The sequence below is a fragment of the Williamsia sp. SKLECPSW1 genome, from assembly GCF_054332755.1.
On the sequence record NZ_JBTGLI010000001.1, the window covers coordinates 1,259,347 to 1,276,860 of the forward strand.

Consider the following 17,514-nt stretch of genomic DNA (forward strand, 5'->3'; position numbering starts at 1 on the left):
GCGGCGACCGTTGTTCGTGCAGCGTGCGCGAGCCGTCGACGTTGCCACGTCAGTCGCGCAGCGGTGCCGTCGCGAACTCGGCCAGGCCCTCGGAGGGCATGATCTGCGCCTGGAAACCGAGGACCTCACGCGCCCGGGCCGGATCGGCCACGATGTGCCGCACGTCGCCGGGCCGGAACGCCCCGGTGGTCACCGGCTCGGGACCGGCGACGGTGCGGCTCAACACGCCCGCCACCTCGCCGATCGAGATCGGTTGTCCCGAGCACACGTTGAGCGGGACGAAACCCTCGGGGGTGTTCTCCAGTGCCGCGACGTTGGCGCGCGCGATGTCGTCGACGTGGACGAAGTCCCGCATCTGCCCACCGTCCTCGTACACCGTCGGAGCTTTCCCCGCCTCGAGCTGCGACCGGAAGATCGCCGCGACCCCCGCGTACGGGGTGTCTTTCGGCATGTGCGGCCCGTACACGTTGTGGTAGCGCAACGCCGTCACCGAACCGCCCGTCTCGAGCGTCCACGCCTTCGCGAAACCCTCCTGCGCAGCCTTGCTCGCGGCGTAGTAGCTGCGCGGTGCGAGCGCCGCCCCCTCGGGCGTCAGTGCCCATCGCGCAGCCGCGCCGTCGGCGAGATAGCGCTCGAAACGGCGGTCTTCCAGCGCCTCTCGCGTGCGTTCCGGCGGATCGACGACGGCGCCGGTCACGTCGACGTAGGTGCCGTCGCCGTACACCACCATCGACGAGGCGAACACCAGGCGAGTCACGCCCGTGCGATACATCGCGGCGAGGAGCCGGGCCGTGACGAGATCGTTGTCGGCGGCGTAGTCGGGGGCGTCGTTGGCGTCGACACCGGCACCGACGCGCGCAGCCTGGTGACAGACCACGTCGACGCCGTCGAGCAGCGCGTCGATGTCGGCGTCACGCAACTGTTCCACGCGCACCCCTGCCGGCGGCGTGGCGTCGGGACCGTGCGCGGCGGGGATCATCCCGTCGACGCAGATGACCTCATGATCGCGCTCGACCAGCTGTCGCCGGATCGCGGTGCCGATGAAACCGGCCGCGCCGGTGAGCAACACGCGCATCAGCGGGAACCCGCCATCAGCGCCTCGAGATCGTGTCCGCCGGCGGCGCAGTCGCAGTCGGCGGCGGCCGGATCGGCGTCGACGAGTGCGACGGCGTGCGACAGAAGGCCTTTCAGCATCTGCAGGCTCTCCTTGAAGACCGCGTACACCTCCGCCTCGGACACACCCTCACCCTCGGTGACACCGGCATCCAGGTCGGTGACGAGAGCGATTGCCGAGTAACACATCTGGAGCTCCCGGGCCAGGACGGCCTCGGGGTGACCGGTCATGTTCACCAGCGTCCACCCCTGGGCCGCGAACCAGTGACTCTCCGCGCGGGTCGAGAACCGGGGGCCCTCGACGACGACCATGGTGCCGCCGTCGACGACGGGAGGCTTCGCCTCGGCCGCGTTCGCGGCGTCCCGGGCGTGGCCGCGCAGGACCGGGCAGTAGGGGTCGGCGAAGCTGACGTGGACCGCGCTGGTGTCGAAGACGGTGTGCTCGCGCCCGGACGTCCGGTCGACGAGTTGGTCGGGGACGACGACGGCCCCCGGGCCGATGTCGGGTGTGAGGCTGCCGACCGCGCAGGGCGCGAGCACCCGGCGGACGCCCAGCGACCGGAGCGCCCACATGGTGGCGCGGTAGGGCACCTTGTGCGGCGGGTACTCGTGGTCGCGGCCGTGGCGCGGGACGAACGCCACGCGCACGCCGTTCACCGTCCCGATCGAGATCGGGGCGCTCGGGGCGCCGAACGGGGTGTCGACGACGACGTCGCGCGCCTCGTCGTCGAAGAAGGAGTAGAAGCCGGTGCCACCGATGACACCGATCGCGGGGGCGTCGTCCTGAGGGGTGCTGCTCACCGCGCCAACACTAGGTGGTCGCCTCTCCGGGTCGCCGACCCTTGCCAGAACCGTTCGTGAGGCGAAAGATCGACGGGGTGAAACGAACGATCGTCCGATGCGACTCGGGCGCGCTCTACTCGACCATCTGGATCCCGATGGCGTCGTTCAAGGCCGTGCGGCTCGGGACGTCCCGTCTGCAACGCTGCCCGGTGCACCATCGCTGGGAGCGCGCACGTCCCGTCGACCCCGAGGGCCTGAGTGCGGAGGAACGCGCTGCGGCGCAGGACGTCCGCGACATCGGCATCCCCTGAGCGTGGGTCAGCAGGGCGGCACCACCGACGCGTAGTGCTCGGCGATCGCCCCCGGGGTGGTGAACCAGACCCCGTCGGCGTGCGCGCGCAGATGCTCGAGCGCGGCGCGCACCCGGCGCAGGCGGTACGGCTGGCCCGCGAGGAAAGTGTGCAGCGAGATCGACAGGACGAGCGGCTGGTGCACGGAGTCCGCCCGCAGCTCGTCGAACGAGTCGGTGATCATCTGTGCGAACGTCTCCGCGGTCTGATGGTGGTGGACGAACACCGGCAGGTCGTTCACCTCGTGCGGGTACGGCACCGACAGCAGCGGCCCGCCGCGGGTGGACAACCACACCGGCTGGTCGTCGATCGGCCAGTCGAGCGTGTAGGTGAACCCGCGCTCGGCCAGCAGGTCCTCGGTGATGCGACTGGGGTTGGCGCCCGGGCTCATCCACCCGCGCGGCGGTGACCCCTCCGCGTCGGCGATGGTGCGGTGGACCCGGTCGATGGTGGCGCGTTCGGCGTCGGCGGTCTGGGTGTTGGGCTGGACCGAGTTGGTGCGGCCGTGGGCGACGAACTCCGCGCCCAGCGCCCGGAACGCCGCCGGCACGTCGGGGGCGTGCTCGTAGATCTCGGAGTTCACCAGCACCGTCGGCGTGATGCCCACGCGCTCCAGGGTGTCGGCGACGCGGAAGGCGCCCACGCGGTTTCCGTACTCGCGCCAGCCGAAGTTGTACGAGTCCGGTTGCGTCATGCCGGGTGTGAAGCCGAGGTCGGTGGAACCGTCGTCGTAGGCGAAGTGCTCGCAGTTGACCGCGACGTAGACGGCGAGCCGCGCGCCGCCGGGCCAGTCGAAGTCGGGGCGGTCGGTGATCGCCGAGTGATCGAACCTGCCGTGGGTGGGGAGGGCCATGCGCCCATGATGCCGACGGCGTCTCGTCTCCCCGCGATGTTGTCGGTGGACGCCTGTACGGTCGGGCTCCCCGTCCGACGCACCCCCGAGGAGCCCACCATGACCGACCCGAATCTCTCCCTGGTCGCCGCCCTGCTCGACCGGTCGGGCTCGATGCAGTCCATCGTCGACGACACCTGCGGCGGCTTCGACGCTTTCATCGCGACCGAGCGCGACGCCGACGTCGAGTCGGTGGTGTCGCTGGCCCGGTTCGACACCGAGTTCGAGACCGTCTACACCCACCGGCCGATCGCCGACGTGCCTCCACTCTCGCTGGAGCCCCGCGGGATGACCGCCCTCCTCGACGCCATCGGTCGGTTCGTGACCTCGATCGGCGAGGACCTGGCCGCACGTCCCGAGGACGAGCGGCCCGGTGCCGTCACGGTGCTCGTCATGACCGACGGCATGGAGAACTCCAGCCGCGAGTGGACGATCGACGCCGTCCGCGCCCTGATCCGGCAGCAGGAGGAGCAGTACGCATGGACCTTCGTGTTCCTCGGCGCGAACATGGACGCCGTCGACGTGGGCACCAGCATGGGCTTCTCGGCCGATCGGTCGTTGACATATGCGGCCGCGCCCGACCAGGTGCGCAACGCCTACGAGGCCGTGGCCGGACTGCAGTCGCGCGGCCGGGAGTCACGCCGCACCGGCCGTCCGGTCGAGGGCTTCACCACGGGCGAACGCGACAGCACCGCGCCGCGCTGATCGCCGCGCTCACGACCGCATGATCCACGCCGACCACAGTCGTGCGTAGCGTCCGCCGGGCCGGTTCGCCAGCTGGGCGTGCGGTCCCGCCTCGACGATCCGGCCGTCCTCCATCACGAGGACGACGTCGGCGATGGCCGCCTGTGTGAGGCGGTGGGCCACCACCAGCGTGGTACGCCCCGCGGTCGCGGCACGGGCGGCGTCCTCGAGTCCGCGGGAGTCGGCGCTGCCCGCCTCGGCCGTCGCCTCGTCGAGGACCACCACCGCGGGATCGGCCAGCACCACCCGTGTCAGTGCCAGGTGTTGGCCCTGGGCGGCGGTGAGGGGGTGTCCGCCCTCCCCGACGACGGTGTCGAGACCGTCGGGCAGTGCCGACACCCAGCCGCGAGCGCCGACGACGTCCAGCGCTTCCCACACCTGCTCGAGGCCGGCTTCCGGTGCCGCGAGCCGGAGGTCGTCGACCAGGGGTCCGGCGAAGACGTGGACCTCCTGCGTGACGGTGGCGACGTGACCGCCCCGCCCGTCGAGGGGCACAGCGTCCGGCGCGACGCCGCCGACGCGCACGGCACCGCTCGACGGGGTCAGCGTGCCCGCGACGATCGCCGCGAGGGTCGTCTTGCCGGCACCGGTCGACCCGACGAGGGCGGTGGTCGTCCCCGGTTCGAGCGTGAGCGAGATGTCCTGCAGCACCGGGCGCCCGGGAACGTACGAGTGAAAGACCCCGTCCAGCTCCACCGTCGCGTCGGCCGGGAGCGCTCCGCTCGGTGGCGGCGGGTCCGGGAGGTCGCAGACGCCGACCAGCCGCGACAGGCTCGCCGACGCCGACTGGATCTCGTCGAAGTCGTAGAGCACGGCGCCGATGGGGTTGAACAGCCGGTGGAACAACAGGGCGGCCGCGGTGACCGCGCCGACCGACACCGCGTCGTCGCGGACCAGGACGAAACCGACGACCAGGATCGCGCCGAGGCCGATGAACTCGGCCCGGTTCACGCGACCGACGAAGCGGGTGAACAGCCGGAACACACCGACCGAGATGTCGCGGGCCGCCGCCGACGACGTGTGGATCTCCCTGCGGTGATGGTCGAGACGCTCGTAGGCGGCGATCGTCGGCAGACCCTGCAACGCCTCCACCACCGACTGTGCGCGGGTCCCGATCGCCCGCCGCTCGTCGGCGTACATCGGCGCCGACCGGGGCAGGTACCACCGGGCGGCCGCCACGTAGGCCGGGATGCTCAGCGCCGCGGCGAGGCCCAGTCGCCAGTCGACCCCGGTCATCGACGTCAGCGTGAGAAGTCCGAGGAAGATCCCGTTGATCATCGTCGGGAGCACCTGCGAGACCGCCTGCGTCACCGCGGCCACATCCGCGCCGACCCGGGAGAGCAGGTCGCCGCGACCCGCGGCGTCCACCATGCCGACGGGTAGTCGCACCGCGCGGTCCATCACCGTCTCGCGCAGGTCGGCCAGAGACGTCTCGCCGAGGCGTTGGACGAGGTAGCCCGCCACGCCGGTACCGAGTCCGCCGAGCACCACGGTGACGGCGATGACGATGGCCGGCACGACGACGTCGGATGCGGGGCTCCCCTCGCGGACGCGGTCGATCAGCGACCCGAGCACGTAGATGGGCACCACCGAGACCGCCGCGGCGGCCAGACCGACCACGATCGCCCCGCCCAGCAGCGCAGGCCGACGGCGCAGGTCGTCGGCGAACCACCGCAGGGTGCGTCGCCATGTCGCGACGGGTAGTGCGGCCGCGGGGGCGGGACCGGTCACCGCGTCACCATCTCGCGATATCCCGCGTCGGTCTCCACGAGATGCGCGTGCGTGCCTGTCGCGGTGACGCGTCCGTCGACGACGACCACGACGCGATCGGCGACGGCGAGCAGGGGCGGCGACGACGCCACGACGACCGTCGTCTGTCCACGCACCGATCGGACGTCCCGGATTCCCCGGGCGATGGCGTGTTCGGTGACGGCATCGACAGCCGTCGTGGGGTCGTGCAGGACCAACAGTTCCGGCGCGGCCAGCAGCGCGCGGGCGAGCGCGACGCGCTGTCGTTGCCCGCCGGACAGGCTCGCTCCTCGTTCGGCGACACCGCGGGCGAGTCCGTCGGGATGTGTGGCCACGATGTCGTCGACCTTCGACGCCGCCACCACCTCCGCGATATCCGGCGCGTCCGGGGCAGGGTCGGACCAGGCGATGTTCGACCCCACGGTTCCGGTGAACACATGACTCTCGTGGGGTGCGACGAGGATCCGGCGTCTGCGTTCGCCGCGGGGCAGAGTCGCAGCGGTGGCGGACCACGCGCCGCGAACGGCGTCCGCGTCGCGCGGCGCCGGCGCGAGGACGGTGACGAACTCCCCCGGCGCCACGTCGACCGCGATCTCGTCGTGGGGGCTCGCGGACGGTGGCGCGTCGGCCAGGACCCGCGCGACACGGTTGGCGCTGGCTCGGGCGTCGGCCACCCAGCTCGGGACGACGGCCAGCACCGAGAACGGCTCGACGAGGAACTGCGCGAGTCCGATGACGGTGATCAGTCGGCCGATGCTGATCCCCCCGTCCAGGGCGGCCAGCACCGCGACCACGGCGACCGTCATGGCGACGAGCCCACCGACCGCAGCGGAGACGCCGGCGTGCACGTTCTGGATCCGCGCCGCTCGCAGCGCTGCGGCGAGCGCCGTCCTCGACGACCCGCGGTAGCGCGCGGAGGCCGCAGGTGTCGCCCCGAGTCCCTGCAGGGGCCGGAGTCCGCTCACGAGGTCCGTCGCGAGTCCCGAGGCCCGCCCCACCGCCTCCTGCTGGAGCTCGACGCGGCGCGCGATCCGCGGCGCCGTCAGCTGCAGGCCGGCCACCACCAGGGGGATCCCGACCAGCACGATCACACCCAGCGTGACGCTGATGACCATCAGCACCACCGCGCAGGCGGCGACCGCGGCAAGTGACGCGACCACCCGGGCGACGTGGTCGATCAGGTACGAGGTGTTGTCGGCGTCGGTGGTCGAGATCGACAACAGCTCACCGACGCTGTGCTGCGACTCGACGCCGCTCCCCGGGTCCGCGGACCCCAGCGACCGCACGGCGAGCTCGTCGCGGAGGTGATGGGACTCGTCGGCGATCCCGACCATCAACTGGCGGGCACCGAGGCGGAACGCCGCGGTCAGGACGAGGAACACCCCCGCCAGCGCGGCGATGCCGACGATCAGGGCGACCAGGGACCCGGTCGAGATCGCGCGGTCCACGATCACACCGATCAGGATCGGCACCGCAGCCTCGCAGAGTTGGTGCACGACGAGGAACGCAGATCCCGGGATCAGTCGGCGTGCACTCCGCCGCAGCGTGCGACAGAGGACCCGGCCACCGCCGGTAGTCGCCCCCAGGTGCACAGGTGACCCTAACAAGCAGCCGACGCCCGCCCGATCCGCCTCGTGAGCGTGTGCGCGACGGCGACCGCCGCACCGAGTACCGCGAGGGGCAGCCCGAGGATGAGCGTCGACCACTCGCCCGTCCAGTGCCCGACACCCCAGACGCCCACCGCGACGAGGCAGACGACCACGAGCCACGACACCCACACGCGCCGCGCCACGGCTGCGATCACGGGCGGGCCGGCGAGGAGCAGGCCCATCGCCACGAACGGCCACCAGCCGACGAGATCGGTGATCGGGTCTGCACAGGAGAAGCCGTCGCGTCCTGGAGTGCCGGTCTTCGAGCAGCCGAGATCCGTCGCACCGATCGTGGCGGTCGACGCCGCCCCGACCACCGCGATCCCGCCGAGCGCGAGGACGCCCCACGGGACTGCGACGAGCCAGGTGCGCGAGGTGCCGCTGATCAGTTCTCCTGCTCGCGACGACGCCGTTCGAGCTCACCCTGACGACGCTGCGCCTCCGCGCGCTCCCGGACCTGGCGGAGGAAGGCCGCGTCGGCCTCGGGATCCTGCGGGACGAAGCGACCGGGGTGGTCGTACTCGGGGAATCCCATGGCCGACGCCTGACCCGGGCGGTCACGGCCGAGCCGGCCCGGGGCACCGGCCACCGGCCGCCCCGCGGCGAACCACACGACGGCCCCGACGAGGGGCAGTGCGATCACCAGCAGAAGCCACCCCCAGCGCGGCAGACCGCGGACCAGCGACTCGTCACTGCTGACGATGTCGATCAACGCGGCGATCATCGCCACCAGGACGATGAGACCGAGAAACGGCATGGCTTCCCCTCCGGTCGGACGAATGCGACGGACAGGATAACCCGGTCGTTGTTCATGCGTACGACAGGTCGGGGCACTGTCGTCGATTCGACGACACCGGCGCCCGCACCCGCTCCAGTTCCAGCTCCAGGGTTCCCGCTCCAACTCCAGGGTTCCCGCTCCAACTCCAGGGTTCCCGCTCCACTTGTTCGAGAACGCTCCGCCTGCAGACGGAGCGTTCTCGAACAAGTGGAGCGTCTACACGGGGTGTGCCCTGGAACCGGAGCGGCTGACGGACACCCGCGCGTCCATCCGGCTCACGACCCGCTCTGACCGGACCGGCTCGTCGCGCGACGACCGTGCGCCACATCACATACGAAACGAGTCCGTCTCGTTTCGGGTAGGTTCCTCTGGTGCCGCCCCCCTCTCCCGTCTCGACAGATCTCCCGCGAGGCCGCCCTCGGGATCCGAGCCGTGATGCCGCGATCACCGACGCGGCGATCGAGCTCCTCGTCCGTACCGGCTACGACCGTCTGACCATGGAGGGTGTCGCCGCCGAAGCAGGCGTCGGCAAGGCGACGGTCTATCGCCGATGGACCGGCAAGGCCGAACTCGTCATCGACGCGATGGCGACGCTCAAGCCCGCCGGCGGCACCATCGACACCGGAACCCTCGACGGCGACATCGAGGAGCTGGCGGCTCTGTCCTGCAGCCCGCAATCGCAGCGGCTGATGCAGGTGATGGCCAGCGTGTGCTCGGCGCTGTCACGCGAGCCCGATCTGCTCCAGGCATTCCGAACACGGTTCACCGAACCCCGTATCGAGCGTTTGAGCGAGATCCTCGAACGTGCCCGGGGCCGTGGCGAACTCGATCCCCACATCGACGTGGCGATGGCGGCGAGCCTGCTGCCGTCGTTGATGTTGCACCGCGCACTCACCACCGGACGACCCGCCGGCCGCGAGTACGCCGAACAGATCGTCAGCACTGTCCTGCGACCGGTGCTCGGACTCCCCGCGCGCCCCTCCACCCCACTCCCGGAAGACACCGATGACTGAACCGACACACGCCTCCCCGAGCCGCAACGGCGGCATCGCCCTCGCCGTCATCTGCGTCGCGCAACTGATGGTCGTGCTCGACGCGACCGTGGTCAACGTGGCGCTGCCGAGGATTCGCGCCGATCTGGACTTCTCGGCCGCCAACCTCACCTGGGTCGTCACCGCGTACTCACTCGCGTTCGGCGGACTGCTCCTGTTCGGCGGGCGCATCGGTGACCTCTACGGTCGCCGGAAGATGTTCATGATCGGCGTCGCGCTGTTCGCGGGCGCCTCACTCGTGGGCGGATTCGCCACCAGCGAGGCCATGCTGATCATCGCCCGCGCGGCCCAGGGCGCCGGTGGCGCCATCGCCGCGCCCACCGCACTCGCACTGCTCGCCACCACGTTCACCGAGGTGAAGGCTCGCGCACGTGCGTTCGGGGTGTTCGCGGCCATGGCCGCATCCGGCGGCGCTCTCGGCCTGCTGCTCGGCGGGGTGCTGACCGACTACGCCAGCTGGCGGTGGGCTCTGTTCATCAACGCACCGATCGGCGTCCTCGTGCTCGTCCTGGCACCGCGCGTGCTCGCCGAGTCGCAGGGATCCGGGACGAAACTCGATCTGCCCGGGGCGATCTCGGTCACCGCCGGGATGTCGATACTCGTCTACGGTCTCACCAAGGCCGCCGACGACGGCTGGGGGTCGACGACGACCGTCGTCACCCTGGCGGTCGCCGCGGCACTGCTGGTGACCTTCGTCGTCGTCGAGCACCGTACGAGCCACCCGCTGATGCCGTTCCACATCTTCGCCGACCGCAACCGCACGGGGTCGTACCTGATCATGCTGTTCCTCGCGGCAGCGATGTTCACGACGTTCTACTTCATGGCCCAGTACCTGCAGAACGTGCACGGCTGGAGCCCGTTGGAGACCGGCGTCGGGTTCCTGCCCATGCCGACGGCGATCATGTTCATGTCGATCGTGGTGGTCCGGCGGCTCATCCCCCGCACCGGTGTCCGTCCGTTCCTGACGGTCGGTCCGATCCTCGCCCTCGTCGCGATGGTCGCGTTCACCCGACTCGACGTCGACAGCAGCTACTGGCCGTTCTTCGGCTGCCTGCTGCTGCTCGGCGTGGGCATGGGGTGCAGTTTCGTGCCGCTGACCATGACCGCGGTCAACGGCGTCGCCCCGCACGAGACCGGCCTGGCCTCGGCGCTGCTCAACACCGGCCAACAGGTCGGCGGTGCCATCGGTCTCGCCGTCCTCGGGACCGTCTTCGCGCACGCCGCGGCATCTCGCGGCGCCGACCTGGGCGCCGCCGCGGGAACACCGGCCGGGCAGGCCGAGATCTTCGTCGCCGGACAGCAACACGCGTTCCAGGCGGCGATCGTGGTGGTCGCACTGGCCGTCGTCGCATCGTTGGCACTCATCCGTGTGAACAAGGTCGACGCCGCCTCGGCCCCGACCGCGGAGCCGGCGCTGACGGAGTGACCACGGGTCACGGGGCGGGCAGTTTGTCGGGTGCCCGCACGATGTCGACGCGGGTGATGCGGTCCCCGTCGAGGGTCAGCGAGATGACGCTGTCCACCCGGCCGTCGCGAACCGCGGCGACAGCGAGCCTGCCGTTCACCGTGATCGGTGTCAGCTCGGCCGCGGCGACCCGCGTCGCCAAAATCCCGAAGAGGAAGCGTGCGACCTTGTCCGCCCCGACGATCGGCCGCCGCGCGGCGCTGACCACCCCACCGCCGTCGCTGGTCAACACCACATCGGGATCGAGCGCGGCGAGGCATGCGGCCATGTCCCCGCCGAGCGCCGCGGACAGGAACCCGCGGACCGCCGAGTCGTGCTGGTCAGCGGTCACCGCCACCCGCGGCGCGCCGGCCGCGACGTGCGATCGGGCGCGGGACGCGAGCTGCCGCACCGCGGCCGGCGTACGTCCCACGGTCTCGGCGACCTCGGCGAACGGCATCCCGAAGAGGTCGTGCAGGACCCAGACCGTGCGCTCGGCGGGGCTGAGCGTCTCGAGGACGACCAGCAGCGCGTAGCTGACCTGGTCGTCCAGGGTCACCCGGTCGGCGGGGTCGTCGACGGGCGCGACCACGGGCTCGGGCAGCCACGGCCCCACGTACTCCTCGCGACGGCGACGGGCCGACCGCAACGTGTCCAGGGCTGCACGCGACACGACGACCGTGGACCACGCCTCGACATCGTCGACGGTGGCGCGACCGTCGGCGTCGACCAGCCGCAGCCAGCAGTCGGCGACGACGTCCTCCGCCTCGGCGTGGGTGCCGAGGATCGCGTAGGCGATGCGGATCAGTCGGGGCCGCACGGCGTGATACGCCGCTGCGAGTTCGTCCTGCCGGTCGGTCACGGCTGCGCGGCGGTCAGCCACTGCGCGAACGTCTCCCGACCGCGCGGACCGTCGTGCTCCGGGAGCAGACCGCCGTGGGCCATGCCCCGACCGGCCGCGCCGGGCAGCCGGATCCCGAGCACCGGTGTTCGGCGACCACGGGATCGGAGCAGTCGCCGTACCATGTCGGGCATCTCGAGATCCTCCGGGCCTGCCATCTCCGGCGCGAGACCCTGCGCCTGCCCGCGCGCCAACCGGACCAGCTCGGTCGCGACCTCCCGTGCCGCGACAGGTCGGCTCAGCATCTTCGGCACCAGCGCGACCGGCCCTCCGCGGGACAGCATCTGATCGGCGAACTCGTGGAACTGCGTTGCGCGCAGCACGGTCGTCGGCACCGGCGTGGCCGCGCACAACTCCTCCTGGCGCACCTTGCCCGCGTAGTACCCCCACTCGACGCGGTCGACGCCGACGATCGACAGCAGGACGTGGTGGCCCACACCCGCACGTTCCTCTGCGGCGAGCAGATTCGTCGTCGCGGCCTCGAAGAACCCGACGGATTCCGACCGCTTGAGCGTCGTCACGTTGGTCACGTCGATCACTGCGTCGACGCCGACCAGCGCCGCGTCGAGACCGTCGCCGGTGACGACGTCGACCCCGACCGAGCGCGCGAGGACCACCGCCTCGTCGCCCGCGGCGGCGACGGCGTCGCACACCATCCGTCCGATCAGACCGGTCCCACCGGCTACCGCGATCCGCATCTCGTACCTCATCTCGTCGCGCACGTCCATCTACACAGAGAGGACGAGACAGGTCACCCGAAGTGTGACATCGGCGCGAGAGCTCACCATCGGGATCGGTGGCGCCGGGCCGCGCACGTGATGCAGACGGCGGTCGCCGGGAGGGCCTCGAGCCTCACCTCGGAGATGTCGCCCCCACAGCGCAGGCACCGTCCGTAGGTCCCGTCGTCGAGACGGGCGAGGGCCGCGTCGACCTCGGTGATGCGTTCCGACGACCGCTCGATCTGGGAGACGAGCTGCCCCCGCTCGAACGCGAGGGTCGACCCCTAGGGGTCGTGTTCGTCGTCGGCGTGGTCGTCCACCGCGGCGTCGACGACGGCGGCCAACCGCGCGCGCATGGACTCGATGAGTGTGATTGCCTCGGCACGCTCGGCACCGAGCAGCCCGCGGACGATCTCGGGGTCCATGCGCGCACCGTACTGCGCGCCTCCGTCGTCAGAGGCCGGCGCGTTCGAGGGCGAGGTCGTACTCCTCGCGGGCGATCTTGTCGCCCTTCCCCTCCGCGAGAGCCGCCGTGTAGACCGAGACGAGGTCGTCGGCGACGTCGGCGAACCGGGCGTCCCACTCCTCGGAGTCCTGCCGCCAGTAGCCCACGATGTCGAACTGTGCCGCGGTGAAGCCACGCTCGGCGCGCAGGAACTTGCGGACCTCGCGGGTGGCGCCGCACTCGCCGGCGAACCAGCAGTAGCCGGTTCCTGCGGGGTGCTCGAACTCCCGGACACGGGCGGGGAGTGTGCTGGGGCTGCGTCCGTTCCCCGACCCGACGACCGGGATCACCTCGACGTCGTCACGGCGCGGAATGCAGTCGAGGTCCGACGGGTGCAGCACCTCGACGATGGCCGTCGCCCGCGCCCCCGAGGGCAGCTCCTCGACGATGCGCGCGAGGGCGGGGAGTCCCGCGAGGTCGCCGACGAGCAGCTGCCAGTCGGTGGCCGGGCCGGGCTCGTACCAACTCCGGGCGTGTGCCAGGACCACCTGGTCGCCGATGTGCACGTCACGGGCGAAGGTCGTCGCGGGGCCACGATCGTGCAGGACGAAATCGACGGTGATCTGCCGCGGGCCGGGGCCACGGCGACGGATCGTGTAGTTCCGCCCCACGGGCGTCGTCGCCGGGTCGTGGTAGGCCATGACGCCGTCACGGTCCTCCATCGCCCGGGGCGGTGTGTGCGGCTCGTCCGGGAGATAGATCCCGACCGCGTCGTCGCCCTTGTCGGGCAGACGCAACTCCTCGAGCTTCGGGACGTCGAACACGAGGCGACGCAGCCTCGGCGACAGGTCGGTCACGGCCACGACAGCACCGAACACGGTTCCCATGGCAGGGAAGGCTACCCTAAGAAACTACGGGGGTCGAGTCGGGGAGACCCCGGAGACGAAGAACTCCGGCCGAACTGCCGGGTCGGGGGTCTGGCAGTTCGGCCGGAGCCATCTGGGATATCGCCGACGCCCGCCGGCGCGTTACACAACGGTCCGAAACATTTTTCCGGGGCTGTGACCTGCGCCGACGGGGCCGGTGGGACTCAGCCCTCGATGATCGCGGTGACGCCCTGGCCGCCGGCGGCGCAGATCGACACCAGCGCGCGGCCCCCGCCGTTCTCGTGGAGGAGCTTCGCGGTCTGCGCGACGATGCGGCCGCCGGTCGCGGCGAACGGGTGACCGGCCGCGAGCGACGACCCCTTCACGTTCAGCTTGCTGCGGTCGATCGAACCGAGCGCACCGTCGAGGCCGAGGCGGCCCTTGCAGTAGTCCTCGGACTCGAAGGCGGCGAGCGTGCACAGCACGACCGACGCGAACGCCTCGTGGATCTCGTAGTAGTCGAAGTCCTGCAGCGTCAGGCCGTTGCGCTCGAGCAGCCGCGGGATGGCGTAGGTCGGCGCCATCAGCAGGCCGTCGGGGCCGTTGACGTAGTCGACCGCGGCGGTCTCGACGTCGACGAGGTGCGCGAGGACGGGGAGCTTCTTCTCAGCGGCCCACTCGTCGCTGGCGAGCAGGACGGTGGAGGCCCCGTCGGTGAGCGGGGTCGAGTTGCCGGCGGTCATGGTCGCGTCGCCGAGGCCCACGCCGAAGACCGGCTTGAGCTTCGCCAGCTTCTCCGCCGAGCTGTCCGGACGGAGGTTCTCGTCGCGGGTCAGGCCGAGGAACGGCGTGATCAGGTCGTCGAAGAAGCCCTCGTCGTAGGCCTTCGCCATGTTCTGGTGGCTCGCGGCGGCCAAGGCGTCCTGGTCGGCGCGGGAGATCCCGAACTCCTTGGCGGTGATGGCGGCGTGCTCACCCATCGACATGCCGGTGCGGGGCTCGCCGTTCTTCGGGATGTCGATGCCGAGCTTGGGCAGCAGCGCGAGGACGCCACGGACACGGTCGACGGTGCTCTTCGCGCGGTTGACCTCGAGGAGTGCCCGGCGCAGCGGCTCGGAGACACCGATCGGGGCGTCGGAGGTGGTGTCGACGCCGCCGCCGATGCCGGCCTCGAACTTGCCGGTGGCGATGCCGTCGGCGACGAGCGACACCGCCGACAGACCCGTGCCACAGGCGTGCTGGATGTCGATGGCGGGGGTGTACGGCGAGAGCGCCGACCCGAGGACGGACTCACGGATGAGGTTGAAGTCACGCGAGTGCTTCAGCACCGCGCCGCCGGCGACGAGACCGAGGCGCTCGTCCTGCAGGCTGAAGCGGCTGACGAGGCCGTCGAGCGCCGCAGTGAACATGTCCTGGTTGCTGGCCGTCGCATAGGACTTGTCCTGGCGCGCGAACGGGATTCGGTTGCCGCCGACGATCGCGACCGGGCGGAGCTCCTTCGACGGCGTCCTCTTCGCAGAGGACTTCGCCGACGTGGAGCGCGACTTGGATGCGCCTGTCGTGGAGCGGGCGTTGGATGTGGTTGCCACTGCGGATCTCCCCGGGAGTCGTTCGGACCTTTGGAGTATTCTTACTCGCGAGTAAGTTACTTGTCGAACCTCGCACGCCCCGCACGCGGTGCCACGCGCGATCACACCGGTGCGGGTCACACCCGGTAAAGGAGCAACGCACGTGTCAGCCAACCCAGGCCTGTACTCGCAGTTCGTCCACTCGCTGCCCGGCTCGTTCATCGCCAAGCAGGCCGGTCTGCCCGTCCCGCCGACCCTGCGGCGCTACAAGCCGTCCGAGCCGCCGCTGCCGGGCCCCGTGCTGCTGGGCGGCAAGGGTCGCCTCGTCGAACCGCTGCGCGAGATCCTCTCGACCGAGGACTACGAGCTGATCTCCAACAACACCTCCGGTCGCGGCGCCGACAAGCTCGGCGGCATCGTCTTCGACGCCACCGGCATCACCGAGCCCGCGGAGCTCGAGCAGCTCTTCGAGTTCTTCAACCCGATCATGCGGTCGGTCGCGCCGTGTGCCCGCTTCCTCGTCATCGGCACCACCCCGGAGCTCGTGAAGGACCCGAGCGAGCACGTCGCGCAGCGCGCGCTCGAGGGGTTCACCCGCTCGCTGGCCAAGGAGGCGCAGCGCGGCGCCACCGCACAGCTCGTCTACGTCGCGCCCGACGCCCCCACCGGTCTCGCCGGTCTGGAGTCGACGGTCCGCTTCGTGCTGTCGGCGAAGTCGGCCTTCGTCGACGCGCAGGTCATCCGCGTCGGCTCGGGTGACGCCACCGCTCCCGCCGACTGGGACAAGCCGCTGGAGGGCAAGGTCGCCGTCGTGACCGGCGCGGCCCGCGGCATCGGCGCCACCATCGCCGAGGTGCTGGCCCGCGACGGCGCCCACGTGATCGTCGCCGACATCCCGGCCGCCGGCGAGGCGCTGTCGACGACCGCGAACAAGGTCAACGGCACCGCATTCCCCATCGACGTGACCGCCGCAGACGCCGGCACCAAGCTCGCCGAGCACGTCAAGGAGCGCCACGGCGGGCTCGACATCATCGTCAACAACGCCGGCATCACCCGCGACAAGCTGCTCGCGAACATGGATGCCGGCCGGTGGAACTCGGTCATCGCCGTGAACCTGATCGCGCCGCAGAAGCTGGTCGAGGACCTGGTCGCGGCCGACGCCCTCAACACCGGCGGCGCCGTGATCGACGTCTCGTCGATCGCCGGCATCGCGGGCAACCGCGGCCAGACGAACTACGGCGCCTCGAAGGCCGGCGTCATCGGTCTCGTCGACACCTACGCCCCGATCCTGGGCGAGAAGGGCATCACCATCAACGCGGTGGCGCCCGGTTTCATCGAGACCCAGATGACCGCGGCCATCCCGCTCGCCACCCGCGAGGGCGGCCGACTGCTGAGCACGCTGCAGCAGGGCGGGCAGACCGTCGACGTCGCCGAGACCGTCGCGTACTTCGCCAACCCGGCGTCGTCCGCGGTCACCGGCAACGTGGTCCGTGTCTGCGGCCAGGCAATGCTGGGGGCCTGAGGTGGCGACCGTCGCACTGAAGTCGCTGCCCGCGACCACCGACGTCTACCGCAGCGCGGTGATCGGGATGCTCCCCGGTGTCGGCAAGGCCGGTTCGGTCTCGGCCGATGCGCAGCTGCCCGACACCACCTACACCGTGTCGAACCTGCGGCCGGACGCCGAGCAGGTCCGCGCGTACTGCCTGGCCACGGGGATGCAGTTCGGTCGGTACCTGCCGATCACGTTCCCGTTCGTGGCGCAGTTCCCGCTGATGATGCAGACGATGGTCGCTCGGGCGTTCCCGTTCGGGGCCGTCGGCTCGGTGCACCTGGAGAACCGGATCCACCGGGTGCGGCCGATCGAGCTCGGTGAGCCGCTCTCCATCGCGACGCATCCGGAGAACCTGCGGGAGCATCGCAAGGGGATCCTCGTCGACATCGTCAGCGAGATCCGGGTCGGCACCGAGCTCGTCACCGAGCAGACCGCGACGTTGCTCAAGCAGCAGCGGACGAGCCTGTCGGGCGGACCGAGATCGACTCCGCCGAAGGACCACCGCCCGCCCGCGCCCGACGCGGCCCTCCGGGTCGACCTCGGCCGGATCCGCGGTTATGCCGCGGCGAGCGGGGACCGAAACCCCATCCACATGGCGAACCTGACGGCCAAGGCGTTCGGGTTCCCGCGGGCGATCGCCCACGGGATGTGGACGGCGGCAGCGGCTCTGGCGAACGTCGAGCCGCACCTGCCCGACGACGTCACCTACGTCGCCAAGTTCGGCAAGCCGATCCTGCTGCCGGCGACGGTGAACGCCTACGTCGACGCCGTCGAGAACGGGTGGGACGTCTCGGTCCTCAACCGCACGAAGGGGTATCCGCATCTGACGGGCACACTTCGCGGCGCCTGACCCGTCGACGACCGACCGACACCGGCCGCTCCGCTCCACGCCCGACGTGCGAGCAGGGC

Annotated in this window: 19 protein-coding genes; 6 read left to right on the forward strand and 13 right to left on the reverse strand. The window is 71.0% G+C overall.

What is annotated here, in order from left to right; translation table 11 throughout:
- Positions 1 to 49 precede the first annotated feature (49 nt).
- Positions 50 to 1,075 carry an NAD-dependent epimerase/dehydratase family protein gene (locus tag ACXVUM_RS05640; protein WP_458520858.1) on the reverse strand — a complete coding sequence of 342 codons (1,026 nt, stop codon included), beginning with the start codon at positions 1,073 to 1,075 and terminating at the stop codon, positions 50 to 52.
- The gene (locus tag ACXVUM_RS05645) at positions 1,075 to 1,914 is read right to left on the reverse strand and encodes an S-methyl-5'-thioadenosine phosphorylase (protein WP_458520859.1); all 840 of its coding nucleotides are present in this window, start codon (positions 1,912 to 1,914) and stop codon (positions 1,075 to 1,077) included. The genes ACXVUM_RS05640 and ACXVUM_RS05645 overlap by 1 nt, the downstream gene beginning before the upstream one ends.
- Positions 1,915 to 1,991: 77 nt before the next feature.
- On the opposite strand from ACXVUM_RS05645, the gene ACXVUM_RS05650 reads away from it, so the two are divergent.
- A complete protein-coding gene (locus ACXVUM_RS05650) occupies positions 1,992 to 2,207 on the forward strand; it encodes a hypothetical protein (protein ID WP_458520860.1) in 216 nt (71 codons plus the stop codon).
- A gap of 7 nt (positions 2,208 to 2,214) precedes the next feature.
- Here the strand turns inward: ACXVUM_RS05650 and ACXVUM_RS05655 are convergent, their stop codons facing one another.
- Entirely contained in the window at positions 2,215 to 3,099 is an 885-nt protein-coding gene (locus ACXVUM_RS05655) for a polysaccharide deacetylase family protein (RefSeq protein WP_458520861.1), read from the reverse strand.
- 99 nt (positions 3,100 to 3,198) lie between these two features.
- Between ACXVUM_RS05655 and ACXVUM_RS05660 the strand changes: the two genes are divergently transcribed.
- Positions 3,199 to 3,843 carry a VWA domain-containing protein gene (locus ACXVUM_RS05660; RefSeq protein ID WP_458520862.1) on the forward strand — a complete coding sequence of 215 codons (645 nt, stop codon included), beginning with the start codon at positions 3,199 to 3,201 and terminating at the stop codon, positions 3,841 to 3,843.
- Between the two features lie 9 nt (positions 3,844 to 3,852).
- On the opposite strand, the gene ACXVUM_RS05665 is transcribed toward ACXVUM_RS05660, so the two are convergent.
- The 4 genes from ACXVUM_RS05665 to ACXVUM_RS05680 all read right to left on the reverse strand — a co-directional run bounded on the left by ACXVUM_RS05665 (position 3,853) and on the right by ACXVUM_RS05680 (position 8,037).
- Positions 3,853 to 5,613 carry an ABC transporter ATP-binding protein gene (locus ACXVUM_RS05665; protein ID WP_458520863.1) on the reverse strand — a complete coding sequence of 587 codons (1,761 nt, stop codon included), beginning with the start codon at positions 5,611 to 5,613 and terminating at the stop codon, positions 3,853 to 3,855.
- A complete protein-coding gene (locus ACXVUM_RS05670) occupies positions 5,610 to 7,223 on the reverse strand; it encodes an ABC transporter transmembrane domain-containing protein (protein ID WP_458520864.1) in 1,614 nt (537 codons plus the stop codon). The genes ACXVUM_RS05665 and ACXVUM_RS05670 overlap by 4 nt, the downstream gene beginning before the upstream one ends.
- 8 nt (positions 7,224 to 7,231) lie before the next feature.
- The gene (locus ACXVUM_RS05675; RefSeq protein ID WP_458520865.1) at positions 7,232 to 7,597 is read right to left on the reverse strand and encodes an ABC transporter permease; all 366 of its coding nucleotides are present in this window, start codon (positions 7,595 to 7,597) and stop codon (positions 7,232 to 7,234) included.
- Between the two features lie 68 nt (positions 7,598 to 7,665).
- Positions 7,666 to 8,037, reverse strand: a complete 372-nt coding sequence (locus ACXVUM_RS05680; protein ID WP_458520866.1) for a PLD nuclease N-terminal domain-containing protein — start codon at positions 8,035 to 8,037, stop codon at positions 7,666 to 7,668.
- A gap of 392 nt (positions 8,038 to 8,429) precedes the next feature.
- Between ACXVUM_RS05680 and ACXVUM_RS05685 the strand changes: the two genes are divergently transcribed.
- Both ACXVUM_RS05685 and ACXVUM_RS05690 read left to right on the forward strand, forming a co-directional pair.
- Entirely contained in the window at positions 8,430 to 9,071 is a 642-nt protein-coding gene (locus ACXVUM_RS05685; RefSeq protein WP_458520867.1) for a TetR/AcrR family transcriptional regulator, read from the forward strand.
- Complete coding sequence (locus ACXVUM_RS05690; protein WP_458520868.1) at positions 9,064 to 10,536, forward strand: MFS transporter; 1,473 nt, start codon at positions 9,064 to 9,066, stop codon at positions 10,534 to 10,536. The genes ACXVUM_RS05685 and ACXVUM_RS05690 overlap by 8 nt, the downstream gene beginning before the upstream one ends.
- Positions 10,537 to 10,543: 7 nt before the next feature.
- Here ACXVUM_RS05690 and sigJ read toward each other — a convergent pair whose 3' ends face one another.
- The 6 genes from sigJ to ACXVUM_RS05720 form a co-directional block, all read right to left on the reverse strand.
- A complete protein-coding gene (sigJ, locus tag ACXVUM_RS05695; protein WP_458520869.1) occupies positions 10,544 to 11,437 on the reverse strand; it encodes an RNA polymerase sigma factor SigJ in 894 nt (297 codons plus the stop codon).
- Positions 11,413 to 12,153, reverse strand: a complete 741-nt coding sequence (locus ACXVUM_RS05700) for an SDR family oxidoreductase (RefSeq protein WP_458520870.1) — start codon at positions 12,151 to 12,153, stop codon at positions 11,413 to 11,415. The genes sigJ and ACXVUM_RS05700 overlap by 25 nt, the downstream gene beginning before the upstream one ends.
- An 83-nt stretch (positions 12,154 to 12,236) precedes the next feature.
- Positions 12,237 to 12,416: a TraR/DksA family transcriptional regulator gene (locus ACXVUM_RS05705; RefSeq protein WP_458522791.1), complete on the reverse strand. Its 180-nt coding sequence runs from the start codon at positions 12,414 to 12,416 to the stop codon at positions 12,237 to 12,239.
- 42 nt (positions 12,417 to 12,458) lie between these two features.
- Entirely contained in the window at positions 12,459 to 12,599 is a 141-nt protein-coding gene (locus ACXVUM_RS05710; RefSeq protein ID WP_458520871.1) for a hypothetical protein, read from the reverse strand.
- A 28-nt stretch (positions 12,600 to 12,627) separates the two neighbouring features.
- Complete coding sequence (locus ACXVUM_RS05715; protein WP_458520872.1) at positions 12,628 to 13,506, reverse strand: siderophore-interacting protein; 879 nt, start codon at positions 13,504 to 13,506, stop codon at positions 12,628 to 12,630.
- A 203-nt stretch (positions 13,507 to 13,709) separates the two neighbouring features.
- Positions 13,710 to 15,074, reverse strand: coding sequence for an acetyl-CoA C-acetyltransferase (locus tag ACXVUM_RS05720; protein ID WP_458520873.1), 1,365 nt, complete (start codon positions 15,072 to 15,074; stop codon positions 13,710 to 13,712).
- 142 nt (positions 15,075 to 15,216) lie between these two features.
- On the opposite strand from ACXVUM_RS05720, the gene ACXVUM_RS05725 reads away from it, so the two are divergent.
- Together ACXVUM_RS05725 and ACXVUM_RS05730 are read left to right on the forward strand one after the other, a co-directional pair.
- Complete coding sequence (locus tag ACXVUM_RS05725) at positions 15,217 to 16,575, forward strand: 3-oxoacyl-ACP reductase (protein ID WP_458520874.1); 1,359 nt, start codon at positions 15,217 to 15,219, stop codon at positions 16,573 to 16,575.
- Between the two features lies 1 nt (position 16,576).
- Positions 16,577 to 17,455, forward strand: a complete 879-nt coding sequence (locus ACXVUM_RS05730) for a MaoC family dehydratase (RefSeq protein ID WP_458520875.1) — start codon at positions 16,577 to 16,579, stop codon at positions 17,453 to 17,455.
- Positions 17,456 to 17,514: the final 59 nt, after the last annotated feature.

Coding starts and splice junctions, on each gene's coding strand:
- ACXVUM_RS05710 (WP_458520871.1), bottom strand. CDS start 12,599: ATGGACCCCGAGATCGTCCGCGGGCTGCTCGGTGCCGAGCGTGCCGAG.
- ACXVUM_RS05690 (WP_458520868.1), top strand. CDS start 9,064: ATGACTGAACCGACACACGCCTCCCCGAGCCGCAACGGCGGCATCGCC.
- ACXVUM_RS05700 (WP_458520870.1), bottom strand. CDS start 12,153: ATGCGGATCGCGGTAGCCGGTGGGACCGGTCTGATCGGACGGATGGTG.
- ACXVUM_RS05640 (WP_458520858.1), bottom strand. CDS start 1,075: ATGCGCGTGTTGCTCACCGGCGCGGCCGGTTTCATCGGCACCGCGATC.
- ACXVUM_RS05715 (WP_458520872.1), bottom strand. CDS start 13,506: ATGGGAACCGTGTTCGGTGCTGTCGTGGCCGTGACCGACCTGTCGCCG.
- ACXVUM_RS05655 (WP_458520861.1), bottom strand. CDS start 3,099: ATGGCCCTCCCCACCCACGGCAGGTTCGATCACTCGGCGATCACCGAC.
- ACXVUM_RS05660 (WP_458520862.1), top strand. CDS start 3,199: ATGACCGACCCGAATCTCTCCCTGGTCGCCGCCCTGCTCGACCGGTCG.
- ACXVUM_RS05680 (WP_458520866.1), bottom strand. CDS start 8,037: ATGCCGTTTCTCGGTCTCATCGTCCTGGTGGCGATGATCGCCGCGTTG.